This is a genomic window from Variovorax sp. J2L1-78, from assembly GCF_030317205.1.
GTDB classification, from domain to species: domain Bacteria; phylum Pseudomonadota; class Gammaproteobacteria; order Burkholderiales; family Burkholderiaceae_C; genus Variovorax; species Variovorax arabinosiphilus.
The window spans coordinates 243,063-259,348 of record NZ_JASZYB010000004.1 but is presented as its reverse complement, the minus strand read 5'-3'; the positions used below and the strand labels follow the sequence as shown (position 1 = coordinate 259,348).

General features: G+C 67.4%; 20 protein-coding genes. 8 read left to right on the top strand and 12 right to left on the bottom strand.

Translation table 11 applies throughout. From position 1 onward, the window contains the following. Positions 1-46 precede the first annotated feature (46 nt). The 6 genes from QTH86_RS23915 to ntrC all read left to right on the top strand — a co-directional run bounded on the left by QTH86_RS23915 (position 47) and on the right by ntrC (position 6,530). Positions 47-889, top strand: coding sequence for an EI24 domain-containing protein (locus QTH86_RS23915; RefSeq protein WP_286648666.1), 843 nt, complete (start codon positions 47-49; stop codon positions 887-889). Then, a complete protein-coding gene (locus QTH86_RS23910) occupies positions 886-1,686 on the top strand; it encodes a competence/damage-inducible protein A (protein WP_286648665.1) in 801 nt (266 codons plus the stop codon). The genes QTH86_RS23915 and QTH86_RS23910 overlap by 4 nt, the downstream gene beginning before the upstream one ends. 148 nt (positions 1,687-1,834) lie before the next feature. Then, positions 1,835-3,250, top strand: coding sequence for a type I glutamate--ammonia ligase (gene glnA / locus QTH86_RS23905; protein ID WP_286648664.1), 1,416 nt, complete (start codon positions 1,835-1,837; stop codon positions 3,248-3,250). 140 nt (positions 3,251-3,390) lie between these two features. After that, entirely contained in the window at positions 3,391-3,894 is a 504-nt protein-coding gene (locus QTH86_RS23900; protein WP_286648663.1) for a hypothetical protein, read from the top strand. 1 nt (position 3,895) lies between these two features. Next, positions 3,896-4,972, top strand: coding sequence for a nitrogen regulation protein NR(II) (glnL, locus tag QTH86_RS23895; protein ID WP_286648662.1), 1,077 nt, complete (start codon positions 3,896-3,898; stop codon positions 4,970-4,972). Between the two features lie 22 nt (positions 4,973-4,994). Further along, positions 4,995-6,530, top strand: coding sequence for a nitrogen regulation protein NR(I) (ntrC, locus tag QTH86_RS23890; RefSeq protein ID WP_286648661.1), 1,536 nt, complete (start codon positions 4,995-4,997; stop codon positions 6,528-6,530). A gap of 25 nt (positions 6,531-6,555) precedes the next feature. On the opposite strand, the gene QTH86_RS23885 is transcribed toward ntrC, so the two are convergent. After that, entirely contained in the window at positions 6,556-7,080 is a 525-nt protein-coding gene (locus QTH86_RS23885) for a hypothetical protein (protein ID WP_286648660.1), read from the bottom strand. A 13-nt stretch (positions 7,081-7,093) separates the two neighbouring features. Continuing rightward, the gene (gene xth, locus QTH86_RS23880; protein WP_286648659.1) at positions 7,094-7,879 is read right to left on the bottom strand and encodes an exodeoxyribonuclease III; all 786 of its coding nucleotides are present in this window, start codon (positions 7,877-7,879) and stop codon (positions 7,094-7,096) included. A 246-nt stretch (positions 7,880-8,125) separates the two neighbouring features. On the opposite strand from xth, the gene adhP reads away from it, so the two are divergent. Next, entirely contained in the window at positions 8,126-9,175 is a 1,050-nt protein-coding gene (gene adhP / locus QTH86_RS23875) for an alcohol dehydrogenase AdhP (protein WP_286648658.1), read from the top strand. On the opposite strand, the gene QTH86_RS23870 is transcribed toward adhP, so the two are convergent. Next, complete coding sequence (locus tag QTH86_RS23870) at positions 9,176-9,406, bottom strand: hypothetical protein (RefSeq protein ID WP_286648657.1); 231 nt, start codon at positions 9,404-9,406, stop codon at positions 9,176-9,178. A 62-nt stretch (positions 9,407-9,468) separates the two neighbouring features. Between QTH86_RS23870 and QTH86_RS23865 the strand changes: the two genes are divergently transcribed. After that, positions 9,469-9,951, top strand: coding sequence for a response regulator (locus QTH86_RS23865; protein WP_286648656.1), 483 nt, complete (start codon positions 9,469-9,471; stop codon positions 9,949-9,951). Positions 9,952-9,978: 27 nt separating this feature from the next. Here the strand turns inward: QTH86_RS23865 and QTH86_RS23860 are convergent, their stop codons facing one another. From QTH86_RS23860 to QTH86_RS23820, 9 genes are all read right to left on the bottom strand, one after another. Further along, positions 9,979-10,458: a hypothetical protein gene (locus QTH86_RS23860; protein WP_286648655.1), complete on the bottom strand. Its 480-nt coding sequence runs from the start codon at positions 10,456-10,458 to the stop codon at positions 9,979-9,981. Next, a complete protein-coding gene (locus tag QTH86_RS23855) occupies positions 10,448-10,831 on the bottom strand; it encodes a phage holin family protein (protein WP_286648654.1) in 384 nt (127 codons plus the stop codon). The genes QTH86_RS23860 and QTH86_RS23855 overlap by 11 nt, the downstream gene beginning before the upstream one ends. A gap of 4 nt (positions 10,832-10,835) precedes the next feature. Next, positions 10,836-11,198: a hypothetical protein gene (locus QTH86_RS23850; RefSeq protein ID WP_286649405.1), complete on the bottom strand. Its 363-nt coding sequence runs from the start codon at positions 11,196-11,198 to the stop codon at positions 10,836-10,838. A gap of 140 nt (positions 11,199-11,338) precedes the next feature. Beyond that, the gene (locus tag QTH86_RS23845; RefSeq protein ID WP_286648652.1) at positions 11,339-12,370 is read right to left on the bottom strand and encodes an NAD(P)H-dependent flavin oxidoreductase; all 1,032 of its coding nucleotides are present in this window, start codon (positions 12,368-12,370) and stop codon (positions 11,339-11,341) included. Positions 12,371-12,390: 20 nt separating this feature from the next. Beyond that, on the bottom strand, positions 12,391-12,996 hold the full coding sequence (locus QTH86_RS23840; protein ID WP_286648651.1) for a DUF4337 domain-containing protein: 606 nt from the start codon (positions 12,994-12,996) through the stop codon (positions 12,391-12,393). 47 nt (positions 12,997-13,043) lie between these two features. Next, positions 13,044-13,529, bottom strand: a complete 486-nt coding sequence (locus tag QTH86_RS23835) for a dihydrofolate reductase (protein ID WP_286648650.1) — start codon at positions 13,527-13,529, stop codon at positions 13,044-13,046. Positions 13,530-13,545: 16 nt separating this feature from the next. Continuing rightward, positions 13,546-14,379 carry a thymidylate synthase gene (locus tag QTH86_RS23830; RefSeq protein WP_286649115.1) on the bottom strand — a complete coding sequence of 278 codons (834 nt, stop codon included), beginning with the start codon at positions 14,377-14,379 and terminating at the stop codon, positions 13,546-13,548. Continuing rightward, the gene (locus QTH86_RS23825) at positions 14,373-15,803 is read right to left on the bottom strand and encodes an FAD-binding oxidoreductase (RefSeq protein ID WP_286648649.1); all 1,431 of its coding nucleotides are present in this window, start codon (positions 15,801-15,803) and stop codon (positions 14,373-14,375) included. The genes QTH86_RS23830 and QTH86_RS23825 overlap by 7 nt, the downstream gene beginning before the upstream one ends. Then, complete coding sequence (locus tag QTH86_RS23820) at positions 15,800-16,270, bottom strand: DUF2069 domain-containing protein (protein WP_286648648.1); 471 nt, start codon at positions 16,268-16,270, stop codon at positions 15,800-15,802. The genes QTH86_RS23825 and QTH86_RS23820 overlap by 4 nt, the downstream gene beginning before the upstream one ends. Positions 16,271-16,286 lie beyond the last annotated feature (16 nt).

Here is a 16,286-nt window from a genome sequence, read left to right as displayed (position 1 = left end):
CCCGCTTCGCGGGACGTTCACGGCGCGGCGTTATCCTCGGCACCCCATGCGCCTTCTTCTCGATTCCTTCTGGCGAGCCGCCGCCTACTGCATGCGTCCCCGGGTGATCGTGCTGTCGCTGCTGCCGCTGCTCGTGATCGTCGTGCTGGCGGCGGGCTTCGGCTACTTCTACTGGGCGCCGAGCGTGGCCTGGATGCGCCAGGCGCTCGATGCGTGGCCGCTGCTGGCGAGCTTCTGGTCCTGGATCGGCGGCCTGTTCTCCAGCGACGTGCCGGCGTTGCTCGCGCCGCTGGTGGTGGTGTTCGCCGCGACGCCGGTGATCGTGCTGGTGTCCTTGATCGTCGTCGCCGGGCTGATGTCGCCCGCGCTGACGCAACTCGTCGCCGAGCGACGCTTTCCCGCGCTCGCGAAGAAGAAGGGCGCCTCTTTCGCCGGCAGCGTACTGCGATCGCTCGGACTCACCTTGCTGGCGCTGGTCGCCATCGTGGCATCGATGCCGCTCTGGCTGATTCCCCCGTTGGTGCTGGTGTTGCCGCCGCTGATCTGGGGCTGGCTCACCTACCGCGTGATGAGTTTCGATGCGCTGGCCGAGCATGCCGATGCCGAAGAGCGCGCCGCCGTGCTGCGCCAGCACCGCCTGCCCCTGCTGGCCATCGGCGTGCTGTGCGGCTACCTGGGCGCGGCCCCGAGCATCGTCTGGGCCTCGGGCCTGCTGTTCGCGGCGGCCTTCTTCGTGCTGGTGCCGCTGGCCATCTGGATCTACACGCTGGTCTTCGCCTTCTCGGCGCTCTGGTTCGCGCACTATTGCCTCGACGCGCTCGGGCAACTGCGCCTGCAGCGCGCGGAGGCGCCGGCGCCCCTCGTCATTTCTTCCCCGGAGTCCCCATGACCCGTGCATTCGGCCTGATCGTCGTTGGCGACGAAATCCTGTCCGGCAAGCGCCTCGACAAGCACATGCCCAAAGTCATCGAACTGCTCGCGGCGCGCGGCCTGCAGCTGGGCTGGGCCGAGTACGTGGGCGACGTGCCGACGCGCATCACGGCGGCATTGACGCGGGCCTTCGCCTCGGGCGACATCGTGTTCTCGACCGGCGGCATCGGCGCCACGCCCGACGACCACACGCGGCAATGCGCAGCCAAGGCGCTGCGACGATCGCTGGTGCTGCATCCGGAGGCCGAAGTGCTCATCCGGGAGCGCATGCAGGACACGGCGCGCGAGCAGGGCGTGGCCTACGAGCCCGATCGCCCCGACAACGTGCACCGGCTCAACATGGGCGTGTTCCCCGAGGGCGCCGAGATCATCCGCAACCCCTACAACAAGATCCCCGGCTTCAGCGTCGACCATGTGCACTTCGTGCCGGGCTTCCCGGTGATGGCTTGGCCGATGATCGAATCCGTGCTCGACAGCCGCTATGCCGAGCTGTTCAGCCAGGGGCAGTCAAGCGAGAAGTCGGTGATCGTTTTCGGTGCCATGGAGGCGACCCTCACCCCGTTGATGGAAGCCATCGAGGCGACGCACGCCGGCGTCAAGGTGTTCAGCCTTCCCAGCGTGGATCACCCCGAATATGGGCGCCATATCGAACTCGGCGTCAAGGGGGCGCCGGCCCTCCTGGACGCCGCCTATGCGCAGCTGATCGCCGGGTTGCACACCTTCAATGCGCGCCTGGGACCCGAATTGGTGCGTTGATCTGTCGCGCACCAAAATAGATTGTTTCCGCCTTTTTTTGGGGATTTGGCAGGATGATGGGGCCCTCGGTCCCGGGCCTGCCAATGGCACAGAAACTGCATTCCCTCACCGTTGTATTTCCAACCACTCATCCAACCAGGAGAAACTGATGGCAAAGACCGTCGCCGATGTACTGAAGCTCGTCAAGGAAAACGAGGTCAAGTTCGTCGACTTCCGCTTCACCGACACCCGCGGTAAAGAACAGCACGTGACCGTGCCGGTGTCTGCTTTCGACGAAGGCAAGTTCACCGACGGTCACGCCTTCGACGGTTCTTCCATCGCCGGCTGGAAGGGCATCGAAGCCTCGGACATGCAACTCATGCCCGACCCGAACACCGCCAACATCGACCCCTTCTTCGAAGAGACGACGCTGATCCTGACCTGCGACGTGATCGACCCGGCCGACGGCAAGGCCTACGAGCGCGATCCGCGTTCGCTGGCCAAGCGCGCCGAGGCGTACATGAAGGCTTCCGGCCTGGGCGACACCGCCTACTTCGGACCGGAACCCGAATTCTTCGTGTTCGACGGCGTGCGCTGGAAGAACGACATGTCGGGCTGCTTCGTCAAGATCGACTCCGAAGAAGCCTCGTGGAACACCGACAAGGAATACGAGCACGGCAACACGGGCCACCGTCCGGCCGTCAAGGGCGGCTACTTCCCGGTGCCCCCGGTCGACAGCTTCCAGGACATGCGTTCGGAAATGTGCCTGGTGCTCGAAGCCCTGGGCATCCCGGTCGAAGTGCATCACCACGAAGTGGCCAACGCCGGCCAGATGGAACTGGGCACCAAGTTCAGCACGCTGATCCAGCGCGCCGACTGGGTCCAGCTGCAGAAGTACGTGATCCACAACGTGGCCCACGCCTACGGCAAGACCGCCACCTTCATGCCCAAGCCCATCGTCGGCGACAACGGCTCCGGCATGCACGTGCACCAGTCGGTCTGGAAGGACGGCAAGAACCTGTTCGCCGGTGACGGCTACGCCGGCCTGTCGGAATTCGCGCTGCATTACATCGGCGGCATCATCAAGCACGCCCGTGCCCTGAACGCCATCACGAACCCCGGCACCAACAGCTACAAGCGCCTGGTGCCTGGCTTCGAAGCCCCGGTGAAGCTGGCCTACTCGGCCAAGAACCGCTCGGCCTCGATCCGCATTCCGTTCGTGGCCAACCCCAAGGGCCGCCGCGTCGAAGCGCGCTTCCCCGATCCGCTGATGAACCCGTACCTCGGTTTCGCTGCGCTGCTGATGGCCGGCCTCGACGGCGTCGAGAACAAGATCGATCCGGGCGAAGCCGCGACGAAGGACCTCTACCACCTGCCGCCGGAAGAAGACGCGCTGATCCCGACCGTGTGCCACAGCCTCGACCAGGCCCTGGAATACCTCGACAAGGACCGTGCGTTCCTGACCAAGGGCGGCGTGTTCACCGACGCGTACATCGACGCGTACATCGACCTCAAGATGCAGGAAGTCACGCGCTTCCGCATGGCGACGCACCCGGTCGAATTCGACATGTACTACTCGCTGTGATCGGAGGCCTTCGGGCCTTCGACACAATGCGCGAAAAGGACGGCTCCGGCCGTCCTTTTTCTTTGGTGGGGAACGGCGCGCCGGAACGCCGCTCGAATTGCATGAGAATCCGCTGTCTGCGTACATCTCCTCCCAGGACCATGAAGACCTCCTCACTCGTCTTGTTGCTCATCGCCCCGTTGACCGTGCTGTCGGTACAGGCGCAGGAGCGCGTCTGGCGCTGCGGCAACGAATACACCAACAATGCGGCCGACGCGCAGAAGCGCGGCTGCAAGGTGATGGAACGGGGCAACGTCACGGTCGTCCAGACGCCGCGTCCAGGGGGTGGTGGCAGCGGCGCGGGCGGCAGCGCCGCACGTGCCCCGGCCGGCAGCCCGCGCGTCGAGGGCGCCGACCAGCGCGCGCGCGACGGCGAGGCGCGCTCGGTGCTGCAGGCCGAACTCCGGAAGGCCGAAGCCCGCCAGGCCGAGCTGCTGAAGGACTACAACAACGGCGAGCCCGAGAAGCAGGGCGGCGAAGCGCGCAACTACCAGAAGTACCTGGACCGCGTGAGTGAAATGAAGGCGGAAATCGCCCGCAACGAAAGCGACATCGCCGGCATCCGCCGCGAGCTCGGTCGCCTGCCGCCTTCGACGACACCCTGACATGGCCTTCGGCAAGACAACCTCATCCCCCAAGCGCTTCCAGCCCTTCGACCTGCTCGCCACGCTCATCGCGGTGGTCAAGTCCGACGGGGCGGTGCTGTTCGCCAACGCCGCGCTCGAGGACGCGCTCGGCACCTCGCGCCGCACGCTCGAGGGCTCGCAGTTCGGCGCCTGTTTCCACGAGCCGCACGTCCTGCGCACGGCCATCGACGGCGCGCGCAGCAACGACTTCGCCACGCTGCGCTACGAGGCGATGCTCCGGCGCGTCAACCACGACCTGATGCCGGTGCAGGTGACGCTGGCGCAGAGCGACAAGGTGGGTGAACTGATCGTCGAGTTGTCGCCGCTGGAGCAGCAGGTGCGGCAAGACCGTGAAGAACGCCTCCTCGACCAGGCGCAGGCCAACAAAGAACTCATCCGCAACCTCGCGCACGAGATCAAGAACCCGCTGGGCGGCATCCGTGGCGCGGCGCAGTTGCTGCAGATGGAGGTCGAGTCGCGCGACCTGATCGAATACACCCAGGTCATCATCCACGAGGCCGACCGGCTGCAGACGCTGGTCGACCGTCTGCTGGCGCCGCACCGCCGCCCGCACGTGGTGGGCGACGTGAACATCCACGAGGTCTGCGAGCGGGTGCGCTCGGTGATCCTTGCGGAGTTCCCGCGCGACCTGCACATCGACCGCGACTTCGACCCGTCGATCCCCGAGTTCCGCGGCGACCGCGAGCAGCTGATCCAGGCCACGCTCAACATCGCGCACAACGCCGCGCAGGCCCTGGCTGAGCGCCGCGCCGCGGGCGATGCGCGCATCACTTTTAAGACACGCATCGCCCGTCAGGTGATCTTCAACAAGCAGTGGTACCGACTGGCACTGGAATTGCATGTCATCGACAACGGACCGGGCGTGCCCGACACCATCAAGGACCGCATCTTCTACCCGCTCGTGTCGGGCCGGGATGGCGGAACCGGCCTGGGGTTGACGCTGGCGCAAACCTTCGTACAGCAGCACCACGGCGTGATCGAGTGCGACAGCGTGCCCGGCCGGACCGATTTCAAGATACTGATACCGCTGCCTTAGCAGCAAGGCGACAAGGAGCTGCATGAAGCCGATCTGGATAGTAGACGACGACCAATCCATCCGCTTCGTGCTGGAAAAGGCGCTGCTGCGTGAAGACCTGCCGACGCGCAGCTTCACCAACACGCGCGAAGTCCTGGCGGCGCTGGAAGTCGCTGCCGACGACGACCAGCAAGGCCCACAGGTGCTGGTCAGCGACATCCGCATGCCGGGCGGTTCGGGCCTCGACCTGCTCGACAAGATCAAGGCCAAGCACCCTGGCCTGCCGGTCATCATCATGACGGCCTTCTCCGACCTGGACAGCGCTGTGTCGGCCTTCCAGGGCGGCGCCTTCGAATACCTGCCCAAGCCCTTTGACCTGCCGCGTGCCGTCGAGCTCATCCGCCGTGCCGTGGACGAAAGCCAGCGCGAGGAAGTGGCCGAAGAACGCATGCAGGCCGCCCCCGAAATGCTCGGCCAGGCCCCGGCGATGCAGGACGTGTTCCGTGCCATCGGCCGGCTCTCGCAGAGCAACGTCACGGTGCTGATCACCGGCGAATCGGGGTCGGGCAAGGAACTGGTCGCGCGCGCGCTGCACAAGCATTCGCCGCGCGCCAACGGCCCCTTTGTGGCGATCAACACCGCAGCGATCCCCAAAGACCTGCTGGAGAGCGAACTCTTCGGCCACGAGCGCGGCGCCTTCACCGGCGCCCAGACCATGCGCCGCGGCCGCTTCGAACAGGCCGAGGGCGGCACGCTGTTCCTCGACGAAATCGGCGACATGCCCTTCGACCTGCAGACGCGTCTCCTGCGCGTGCTGAGCGACGGCCATTTCTACCGCGTGGGCGGCCACAACTCGGTCAAGGCGAACGTGCGCGTGATCGCCGCCACCCACCAGGACCTGGAGCAGCGCGTCAAGGTCGGCGGCTTCCGCGAGGACTTGTTCCACCGTCTCAACGTGATCCGGCTGCGCCTGCCGGCGTTGCGCGAGCGTGGCGAAGACGTGCCCGCACTCACGCGCCATTTCCTGCAGCAGAGCGCCAAGCAACTGGGCGTCGAGCCCAAGCGGATTTCCGACGCCGCGCTCACGCAGCTCGCCACCTTTTCCTTCCCGGGCAACGTCCGTCAGCTGGAGAACATCTGCCACTGGCTCACGGTGATGGCGCCGGCGCAACTGATCGAGGCCAAGGACCTGCCGCCCGAGGTGATGGCCGTTCCTCCGCCCGGCGACGCGCCGTCGGCGGTGGCGCATGCACCGGCAGTGATGCCGGTCCTCTCCGCCGTTGCCGACATCGAATCGTCCGCCATGCCCGTGTCCGCACCCGTGGCCGCCACGGCCCCTGCGGCGATCGCCGAAGGCGGTGCCGCATCGGCCTGGGAAAGCGGGCTCGAGCTGGAGGCGCAGAGCCTCCTGGCGGCTGGTCGCACCGACGTGTGGGATGCGCTGTCGCGCCGCTTCGAGTCGCGCCTCATCCTCACCGCGCTGGCCAACACCCGCGGCCGCCGCATCGAGGCGGCGCAGAAGCTCGGCATCGGGCGCAACACCATCACGCGCAAGATCCAGGAACTCGGCCTGGAGTGACGGGCTCGCCGGCCCGGTCGGTCGGCTACCGGCTGCGCTGGCCGAGCGTGCGCGAATCCAGCTGGAAGCTGCCGCTCTTGTCCCACAGCCAGGTGTCGACATAGGTGTGCGCACCCAGCCGTCCGGGGCTGGGCAAGGGCGATGCCTTCTGGATCAGCTCGGCGATCATCGGCGGTACCTCGGGGGCATGGCTCGGCGTGCGGCTGAAGCCCACGTTCACCACTTTCCCCGTGGCGTCGATGTCGGTTTCGACCACCACCACGGCATACACGAGCGGCGGGATCTTGCCCTTGTGGATGCGGGTCGGGTAGGCCTTGTAGATCGCACCCGAGCCGATCTTTCGGTAGGCCCGGACAGCAGGCGTCTGCGCGGTGATCAGCCGCACCTCGGCCACGTCGCTGCGACCCGGCGCCGCTTCGCCCACGGTCTTCTCTTCGGATGACGAGGCCGATGCCTCGGCCGGTGCGCCGGACTTGGTCGATGTGCAGCCCGCCAGCACGGCGACCAGCGCCGAGAGCACCAGAGCGTATGTTCTTGTGGATGTCATCATGGGCGGCCTGCTGTCAGGATGCCGAGGCCAGCTCGAGCGTGACGGGGGCGTGGTCGCTGGGCTTTTCCCATTTGCGCGGCACGCGGTCGATCGTGCAGGCCACCGCGCGCGGCACCAGCGGTTCGCTCACCAGGATGTGGTCGATGCGCAGCCCGCGGTTCTTCTGGTAGCCCAGCATGCGGTAGTCCCACCACGAGAAGCTCTTCTCGGGCTGATCGAACAGTCGGAAGGCATCGGTGAGGCCCAGGCCCAGCAGCGCCTTGAAGTGTTCGCGCTCCTCGGTCGTGTGGTGGATGGTTTCGCGCAGGCCTTCGGGGTCGAAACTGTCGCGGTCCTCGGGGGCGACGTTGAAGTCGCCGAGCAGCACGAGGTTCGGGTGCGACGCCTTCTCGGCGCGCAGCCAGTCGCGAAGGGCGTCGAGCCAGCGCATCTTGTAGGCGAACTTGTCGCTGCCGGGGGCCTGCCCGTTGACGAAGTAGCCGTTGACGATGCGCAGTGGGCCATTCGCGGTATCGACGGTGGCGCTGATCACGCGCGAGTGCTCGTCGCTGAAGCCGCCGATGTTCTTTGCCACGTCGCGCATCGGCGCGAGGCTCAGGATCGCCACGCCGTTGTAGGTCTTCTGACCGAACACCGCTGCTTCATAGCCGGCCGACTTCAGGACCTCGAGCGGAAACTTGTCGTCGCTCATCTTCAGCTCCTGAAGGCACAGCACATCGACCGGGTTGGCGGTCAGCCAGTCGAGTACATGCTGGAGACGGGCGGTGAGGGAGTTGACGTTCCAGGTGGTGATTTTCATACGTGATGTGACTTGTTGTTTCAAGGTGCCCGGCCGGCTGTCGCGAGACTTTGTGCGGCCGCTGCCTTCCTGCCTCTGGGTTGCTTTGGATCAATGCGGTTGCGGGTTTCGGAACGATCATCTTGCCAAGCGAGCCGCTGGTTCAAGAGGGATTCTCCGCGAACCATGCGCGCTTGCGCGGACATCGAGGCCTCGTCGGAGCAGCCTGACGGCCCGCGTCGACTCGTGCATTCCCAGGAGAAACAGATGCAAAAGACCATGAAGGCGGCCGTCGTCCGGCAGTTCGGTGCACCCCTCGTCATCGAGGAAGTGACCGTTCCGATGCCGGGTGCGGGGCAGATCCTCGTCAAGATCGCCGCCACCGGCGTGTGTCATACCGATCTTCATGCGGCCGAAGGCGACTGGCCGGTCAAGCCGAATCCGCCTTTCATCCCGGGCCATGAAGGCGTCGGCCATGTGGTCGCCGTGGGCAGCGGCGTGAAGCACGTGAAGGAAGGCGACCGGGTCGGCGTGCCGTGGCTGTACACCGCCTGCGGACATTGCGTGCATTGCCTGGGCGGCTGGGAAACGCTGTGCGCGGAGCAGCAGAACACCGGCTATTCGGTCAACGGCAGCTTCGCGGAATATGTGCTGGCCGATCCCGACTATGTCGGGCACCTGCCGAGCAACGTTGGCTTCGTCGAGATCTCGCCGGTCCTCTGCGCGGGCGTGACGGTCTACAAGGGGTTGAAGGTCACCGACACCAAGCCCGGCGACTGGGTGGCGATCTCGGGGATCGGCGGGCTCGGCCACATGGCGGTGCAGTACGCGAAGGCCATGGGCCTGAACGTCGTTGCCGTGGACATCGACGATGCGAAGCTCACGCTGGCCACGGAGCTCGGCGCCGCCCTCACGGTGAATGCGCGCCGTGAAGATCCGGCCGCCTTCATCAAGAAGGAGATCGGCGGCGCGCAGGGCGTGCTTGTCACGGCCGTGTCACCGAAGGCCTTTCAGCAGGCGATGGGCATGGTGCGGCGTGGCGGCACCGTCTCGCTCAACGGCCTGCCGCCGGGCGATTTCCCGCTGTCGATCTTCGACACCGTGCTCAACGGCATCACCGTGCGCGGTTCGATCGTCGGGACGCGGCTCGACCTGCAGGAATCGCTGGATTTCGCCGCCAGCGGCAAGGTGCGTGCGACCGTGACGACCGACACCCTGGACAACATCAACGATGTCTTCGCACGCATGCATCGGGGCGAGATCGAAGGGCGCATCGTGCTCGATTTCGAGTCGCCCCCGACGCAGGCCACGCGCTGATCAGTCTGCCCAGAATTTCCACCAGGGTCGCGGGTGACGCAGTGTGACCGGGCGGGTGTCCAGGTCGGCCGGGGTGGTCTGCGCGTTCGTGCCGACGCCCCGGCGCCGAAGCTCGGTTTCCAGGGCGTGCGCCACACCGCGCGCCGACTTGTCGCCGCGCAGGGCGCGCTGGCGCCACTCCTGCGCATGGAGCGTCAAGTCCTCGTCGCTCAAATCACGGATCGCTGTCATGTGACGATTGTGCCGTCCTCGGGAACTTCTCCTGCAGGGATCGCCCTGATGGAGCGCGGATAATGCGTTCGCACACCGTCCACCGGCGGCACCTTGTCGTGCCGTCCCCGTGGGTTTCGGCGGGCCGCTGCCCCGCACCGTTCTTGCTTCAAGCCGTCATGACGCTTCGTGTCTTTCTGATCGAAGACAACCCCACCATCCGCGACCTGCTCGTGGGCCTGCTCGAAGATTCCACCCCTTGCGAAGTGATCGCCATGGCGGAGTCGGAGGACGAGGCCCGGCGCTGGCTCGCGCGCAACGGCGAGGGCTGGGATCTTCTGGTGGCAGACCTGTTCCTGACCGAGGGGTCGGGCATGGAAGTGGTCAAGGCCTGCGCCGACCGGCTGCCGCATCAGCGCGTCGTGGTGCTGACCAACTACGCCGAAGCGGCCAACGACCGTGCGCTGTCGCAGGGGGCGGATGCCGTCTTCGACAAGACCGGCCAGTTCGAGGATTTCCTGGCCTATGCCAGCGAGCTCGCCGAAGCCGGTACGCAAGGTCGGTAAGCGTCGCACATTGACCACGGCAGCCGGTCAGGACACCTGCTGACTGAGGGGCACGCGATCGTCGAATGGCGGTTCGTCGTCGTCATCGTGGCCACCGAAGGCGCCGGCGATCAGCCCGGTGAGGTCCGACGTGCGAAACGCCAGCGACAACACCGTCGCGAGCGACAGGAGCTTCCAGGGCTTGATGACCATCAGCAGCGCACCGGTGCCGGCGCCGTAGGCCATCAACCGGCCCGGCTGCCGTTGCGCCATGTCTTCCAGGAACGGACGCCCGAGGTCGACCGCACTGTTGAGGGGATGGCGCGACCACCAACGCGCAAGCACGCCCCGGCGCGTCGTGGGACGTGGGGCCGGCGTGCTGCCACGGGGTTCGCGTGTCGACACAAGTTGCGGGGCCGCGGCATCTCTGGGTGCCAGGTCGTGGTACCCCATGGCTTCGAGCAGTTCGGCGCGCGAGAGCGCGAGCTTCTGCTTGGGCGTCAGCGGGAGCGAATTTTCAGTGTCCACGGCGTGCCTCCTTGACGGTCCGCAGGACGGCGAAGTCCGCTTCGAGTTCGTCCTTCACGTCCTGCACGTCGTCGCGCACCGAGGATTTCATCGCGACCATCGCACCCACGCCGGTGAGCAGCCAAGCCACGCCCGGCACCGCCACCAGCGTCCAATGGAAGCTGCCATGCAGGGCGCCCAGCATCAGCGCGATGCCTGTCAGGCCGAGCGCGAGCATCAGCGCCACGAGCGCGACGACGGCGCCGGCGGCCTTGTAAGCGACGGAGCGGCCCGCATCGCCCAGTTCCTTCTTCACCAGCTCGACATGGTTGCGCAGATGCGCCGCGACCAGGTCGGGGCGGCGCAGCGCCGTCATGTAGATGGGATGGATCATCGGATCAGCCCCGACGCCCGCGCACGGCGGCCATCAGCAGCCCGGTGAGCAGTGCGCCGCCTGCCACGGCCATCATCGTGGCCTTGACCGGCTCCTGGGCGATGTAGCGCGTGCAGGATTCCTGGGCGGCGGCCACCTTGTCTTGCAACACGCCGAGCTTTTCGCTCGCAGCTTCCACCGCGCCGCGCGCATAGGCCTTGCCGGTGGCGGTCGCGTCCTGTGCGACGTCCTTGGCATCGGCGGCCACGCCCTTCGCGGTATCGAGCGCCTCTGCGGCCTGGCCCTGCACGGCGCTCATCGCATCACGTCCGGCTTGCCGCGCCTCGTCGGCGAGCTCGGAAGGGGTCTTTACGTATTCGTTCACCATGGCAGCACCTTTGTCGTTTCCGGTCGGCCCTGCGCCGCCCGGCACTCAGTGTGCGCACCCTGGGCCCGTGTCCGTGTCGGCGATGGATCGCCTTGTGCGTAGGCGAATTGCCGTGGCGACCCCGCTGCGTGCCGCGCGCCTCAGGCGGCCAGTTCGCGCGTGAGCTGGGCTGCCGGGATCGCGCGGCAGCCCGTGGCGTTCTGGCCCGACCACAGCGTGGAGAAATCATCGCGGCCCAGCTTCTCCGCGGCGGCCTTCAGCGGCGCCAGGGCGGCGGTCGCCAGCGGGAAGGCGGGGGCTAGGTCGCTCAGCGGGCCGAGTTCGTCGAGCAGGCGGTTGCGCAGGCCGCGCGCGGGGCGGCCGGTGATGAGGTTGGTGAGCACGGTGTGCTCGGCGCGCCGGCTGGCCAGTGCGGCGCGGTGCAGCGGCGTGGTGGTGGCCTCGGGGCACAGCAGGTAGCTGGTGCCGACCTGTACGCCGGCCGCGCCGAGCGCCATCGCGGCAGCCACGCCCGCCGCGTCCGCGATGCCGCCCGCTGCGATCACCGGGACGCGGACCGCCCGGACGATCTGCGGCAGCAAGGCCATCGTGCCGACCTGCGTCGTGAGGTCATCGCTCAGAAAGAGGCCGCGGTGGCCCCCGGCCTCCAGGCCCTGGGCGATGACGGCATCGACGCCGTGCGCCTCGAGCCAGCGCGCCTCTTCGACCGTGGTGGCCGACGCCAGCACCTTGGCACCCCAGCCCTTGACCCGTGCCAGCAGCTCGGGGGAGGGCAGGCCGAAATGGAAGCTCACGACCGGTGGCTTGAACCCTTCGAGCAGGTCGGCCGCCTCCGGGGTGAAAGGCGCCCGGCCGCCGCCGGCCGGCACGCTGCCGGGGTCGATGCCGAACTCGGCGTAGTAGGGTGCCAGGGCGGCGCGCCATGCGGCCTCGCGCGCCGCATCGGGCACCGGCGGCGTATGGCAGAAGAAGTTGAGGTTGTACGGTCGTGTGGTCTGCGCGGTGATCGCTTGCAATTCGCTGCGCAGCGTGTCGGGCGTGAGCATCGCGCAGGGCAGGGAGCCCAGGCCGCCCGCGTTCGACACCGCGACGGCCATCGCGCTGCCTTGCACGCCGGCCATCGGCGCCTGGATGATCGGCAGTTCGATGCCGAGGAGCTTCTGGATGGTCATAGTCTCTCCTGGGTCCGCGGTCAGAGATGGAGGGCCGCCGCCGCGCCCACGAGCAGGCCCGCGCCGGCGACGGCCAGCATGCCGTACTCCAGCCACTTCTTGCGCGTCAGCAGCGCGATGGCGGCCAGCGCGATCGACACCTGCAGCACCGTGGTGGCCTGGGCCCAGCGGTGGTGCTGGTGCATTTGCGCTTCCGACTCATGGTCCCACGCCGTGGCTTCGGCTTCAAGCTTCTGTGCCGCCAGCTGGATGTCGGTCTTCTCTTTCTCGTAGCGGTCGATCTTGGCTTGCAGCGCGGCCTTCCGGTCGTCGGGCGCCATGTCGCGCGCGAATTCCGTGAGCGCCTGCTTGGTGCTCTTGGCCTGGAAGTAATTCCACTGGTTCGAGGCCTCGGTCTTCTTGATGGCCGCGTTGTTCTTGTCCAGGCCCGCCGTGGCCTGTGTGGCACCGCCCATGTACGAGAACAGCGCGCCGACCGTGGCGATGACCGCCGTGCAGACCGCGATCTGGTTGGTCATGCTCTTGCCACCGATGCCGTGGTGGGCGGTCCCGCCATGCTCGCCCTGCGCGGCATGTTCGAGTTCGTGGTCGTGCGGGCCGTGCACGTGAAAGCCGTGGTCTGACATGGGGGTCTTGGTTGTTGTGAATGGGGTGGCGCGCCGGCGCCGTGCGCTCAGGCGCGTTCGAGCGTGACGAAGCTGAAGGCCAGGCCGTTGCTCGACACACTCGATTCGCGTGCGGTCTCGCGCCAACCGTCGTCGAGCACGGGCGCGTGCGCGTCGCCGTCGAAATCCTGCGCGATCTCGGTGACAACGGCGCGTCGGGCGAGCGGTGCCGCCTCGGCGTAGATCTGTGCGCCACCGATGACCCAGACTTCCTGCGCGTCGGCGCACAGGGCCATGGCCTCGCGCAGGCCGGCCGCGCGTTCGGCACCATCGGCCTGCCAGTCGGCCTGGCGCGTCACCACGATGTTGCGGCGACCCGGGAGCGGCCGGAACTTCGGCGGGAGCGAGTCCCAGGTCTTGCGGCCCATGACGACCGGGCACCCGGCGGTCATGCGCTTGAAGTGCGCCATGTCTTCCGGCAGGTGCCAGGGCAGGGCGTTGTCCTTGCCGATCACACCGTTGGCGGCGCGGGCGTAGATCAGGTTGAGGCGCATCGGAGCAACGCTTCGCTCAGATCGCGACCGGCGCCTTGATGGCCGGGTGCGGGTCGTACCCGTCGAAGGCGAAGTCTTCGTACTGGTAGTCGAAGATCGAATCCGGCTTGCGCAGGATGCGCAGTGTCGGATACGGCCGTGGATCGCGGCTCAGCTGCAGCGCGACCTGCTCGGCATGGTTGCTGTAGATATGGCAGTCGCCACCGGTCCAGACGAAGTCGCCGACGTCCAGATCGCACTGCTGCGCGACCATGTGCGTGAGCAGCGCGTAGCTCGCGATGTTGAAGGGCACGCCCAGGAAGATGTCGGCGCTGCGCTGGTAGAGCTGGCAACTGAGCCTGCCGCGTTCGCCGTCAGCCTGCGGCGGCGCCACGTAGAACTGGAAGAAGGCATGGCAGGGCATCAGCGCCATCTTCGACAGCTCGGCCACGTTCCAGGCACTCACGATGATGCGGCGCGAATCGGGGTTGGTCTTGAGCGTCTTGATGACCTCGGCGATCTGGTCGATGTGGCCACCATCCGGCGTCGGCCAGCTGCGCCACTGCACGCCGTAGACCGGGCCGAGGTCGCCGTCTTCGCGCGCCCATTCGTCCCAGATCGTCACGCCGCGTTCACGCAGCCAGTTGTTGTCGCTGGAGCCGGTGAGGAACCACAGCAGCTCCTGGATGATGGAGCGCACATGCACCTTCTTCGTCGTCACCAGCGGAAAGCCTTCGTTCAGGTCGAAGCGCATCTGGTGGCCGAAGACGCTCTTGGTGCCGGTGCCGGTGCGGTCCGACTTGAACACGCCGTGCGTGTCGACGTGGCGCATGAAGTCTTCGTACTGGGAACGGATGGGGTGGGTCACGATGCTTCCTCCAGCCGGAGCACCCGCCCCGGGTTCATGATGTTCTGCGGGTCCAGCCCGCGTTTGATGGCGCGCATCATGCCCAGTGCCACCGGCGACTTGTGCTTCTCCAGCTTGTGCACCTTCAGCTCGCCGACGCCGTGCTCGGCCGAGAACGAACCGCCGAATTTCTCGACGGCGTCATACACCAGCGTGTTGACGCGCTCTTCCTCGTCGCGCAGGAAGGCCTTCGCGTCGCCTTCGGCCGGCGCCTGCACGTTGTAGTGCAGGTTGCCGTCGCCCAGGTGGCCGAAGTTCACCAGCCGCACGCCGGGGATCTCGCGCTGCAGCAGGGCGTCGGTGTCGGCCACGAAGGCGGGGATGCGCGACACTGCGATCGAGATGTCGTGCTTGATGTTCAGGCCTTCCTCGGCCTGGGCCAGCGGAATGCTCTCGCGGATGTGCCAGAGCTGGTGCGCCTGCGTCAAGTTCTCGGCCACCACCGCATCGGTCACGCAGCCGTCCTCGAAGGCGGTTTCGAGCAGCGCCTCGAAGCGCGCCCGCGCATGGTCTTCGGATTCGTTGTCGGAGTTCTCGAGCAGCACGCAGTAGGGTGCCGCCGCCTCGCCGAGGAAGGGCACGCGCAGCTGCGGCATGTGCTTGCCGACCAGGCTCAGTGCGAACTGGCCCATCACCTCGAAGCCGGTGAGGCCGGCGCCCAGGTGCTTGTGCGCCAGGCCCAGCAGCGTGACCGCGTGGTCGAGCGAGGGCACGGCGGCCCAGGCGGTGAGCTGCGCCGCGGGCATCGGGTACAGCTTCATCGTCGCGGCGGTGATGACGCCGAGCGTGCCTTCGCTGCCGATCAGCAGGTCGCGCAGGTCGTAGCCGGTGTTGTCCTTGCGCAGGCCGCTGGTGCCTTCCCAGATCTCGCCCTGTGGCGTGACCACTTCCAGGCCCAGGCACAGGTCGCGCGTGTTGCCGTAGCGCACGACCTGCGTGCCGCCGGCGTTGGTCGCCAGGTTGCCGCCGATGGTGCAGCTGCCTTCGGCCGCCAGGCTCAGCGGGAACAGGAAGCCGGCCTTCTCGGCGGTCTCCTGCAGCGTCTGCAGGATGCAGCCGGCCTCGACCGTCATCGTGAGGTTGGCCGCATCGATGTCGCGCACCGCGTTCATGCGCTGCAGGCTCAGCAGCACCTGGGTGCCGCTGGCGTCGGGAATGCCGCCCACCGCCAGGCCGGTGTTGCCGCCTTGCGGCACCAGCGAACTGCCGGCGGCGGCGCAGGCCTTGACCACGTCGGCCACCTGCTGCGCGCTCGCGGGGCGCACCACGGCCAGCGCCTTGCCGCGTTCGCGCTTGCGCCAGTCCTGCTCGTAGGCGGTGAGGTCGCCCTCGGTGAGCACATGGGGGGCGCCGACGATGGCGCGCAGTTGGTCGATCAGGTCGGTCATGGGATGGAAGTCTCCAGCGGAACGGCGGCCCGGGCGGTGCGGGCGTCGCGCAGGCGTAGCCGCACGTGCATCGCGCAGGCCACGAACAGCATGAGGCACAGCACGATTTCGATGCCTGCCAGTGCGCGCCCGAGCGGCAAGGCGTCGCTCCACGCACGCACCACGCCTTCGGTGAAATAGAGCCAGATCATCAGGCTGACCCAGCGGTAGGTGTACATGCGGTTCTTGTAGAGCCCCGCAAGCGGCACCACCAGCGGCAGCACCTTGAGTGCGAGCCACGAGCCGCCCGGCCGCAGCGGCGCCAGCCACATCTCCCACGCCAGGCCCAGCACGATCAGGCCGACGAGGCTGCCCACGGCCAGCCAGCGGGTGGCGGCGACGGCGGACGAAGGGCTTTGGGGCTGGATCACGGCATGGGCACGGAGAGGTCGCGCGCGGTGGGCGCGCAGGGCGGTCTGCGACGGCATGCCGCAGGGCCGATGG

Bases quoted from the DNA above. Each gene is read 5' to 3' on its own strand.
- QTH86_RS23915 (WP_286648666.1), top strand. From the start codon at position 47: ATGCGCCTTCTTCTCGATTCCTTCTGGCGAGCCGCCGCCTACTGCATG.
- QTH86_RS23910 (WP_286648665.1), top strand. From the start codon at position 886: ATGACCCGTGCATTCGGCCTGATCGTCGTTGGCGACGAAATCCTGTCC.
- glnA (WP_286648664.1), top strand. From the start codon at position 1,835: ATGGCAAAGACCGTCGCCGATGTACTGAAGCTCGTCAAGGAAAACGAG.
- QTH86_RS23900 (WP_286648663.1), top strand. From the start codon at position 3,391: ATGAAGACCTCCTCACTCGTCTTGTTGCTCATCGCCCCGTTGACCGTG.
- glnL (WP_286648662.1), top strand. From the start codon at position 3,896: ATGGCCTTCGGCAAGACAACCTCATCCCCCAAGCGCTTCCAGCCCTTC.
- ntrC (WP_286648661.1), top strand. From the start codon at position 4,995: ATGAAGCCGATCTGGATAGTAGACGACGACCAATCCATCCGCTTCGTG.
- QTH86_RS23885 (WP_286648660.1), bottom strand. From the start codon at position 7,080: ATGATGACATCCACAAGAACATACGCTCTGGTGCTCTCGGCGCTGGTC.
- xth (WP_286648659.1), bottom strand. From the start codon at position 7,879: ATGAAAATCACCACCTGGAACGTCAACTCCCTCACCGCCCGTCTCCAG.
- adhP (WP_286648658.1), top strand. From the start codon at position 8,126: ATGCAAAAGACCATGAAGGCGGCCGTCGTCCGGCAGTTCGGTGCACCC.
- QTH86_RS23870 (WP_286648657.1), bottom strand. From the start codon at position 9,406: ATGACAGCGATCCGTGATTTGAGCGACGAGGACTTGACGCTCCATGCG.
- QTH86_RS23865 (WP_286648656.1), top strand. From the start codon at position 9,469: ATGCGTTCGCACACCGTCCACCGGCGGCACCTTGTCGTGCCGTCCCCG.
- QTH86_RS23855 (WP_286648654.1), bottom strand. From the start codon at position 10,831: ATGATCCATCCCATCTACATGACGGCGCTGCGCCGCCCCGACCTGGTC.
- QTH86_RS23850 (WP_286649405.1), bottom strand. From the start codon at position 11,198: ATGGTGAACGAATACGTAAAGACCCCTTCCGAGCTCGCCGACGAGGCG.
- QTH86_RS23845 (WP_286648652.1), bottom strand. From the start codon at position 12,370: ATGACCATCCAGAAGCTCCTCGGCATCGAACTGCCGATCATCCAGGCG.
- QTH86_RS23840 (WP_286648651.1), bottom strand. From the start codon at position 12,996: ATGTCAGACCACGGCTTTCACGTGCACGGCCCGCACGACCACGAACTC.
- QTH86_RS23835 (WP_286648650.1), bottom strand. From the start codon at position 13,529: ATGCGCCTCAACCTGATCTACGCCCGCGCCGCCAACGGTGTGATCGGC.
- QTH86_RS23825 (WP_286648649.1), bottom strand. From the start codon at position 15,803: ATGACCGACCTGATCGACCAACTGCGCGCCATCGTCGGCGCCCCCCAT.
- QTH86_RS23820 (WP_286648648.1), bottom strand. From the start codon at position 16,270: ATGCCGTCGCAGACCGCCCTGCGCGCCCACCGCGCGCGACCTCTCCGT.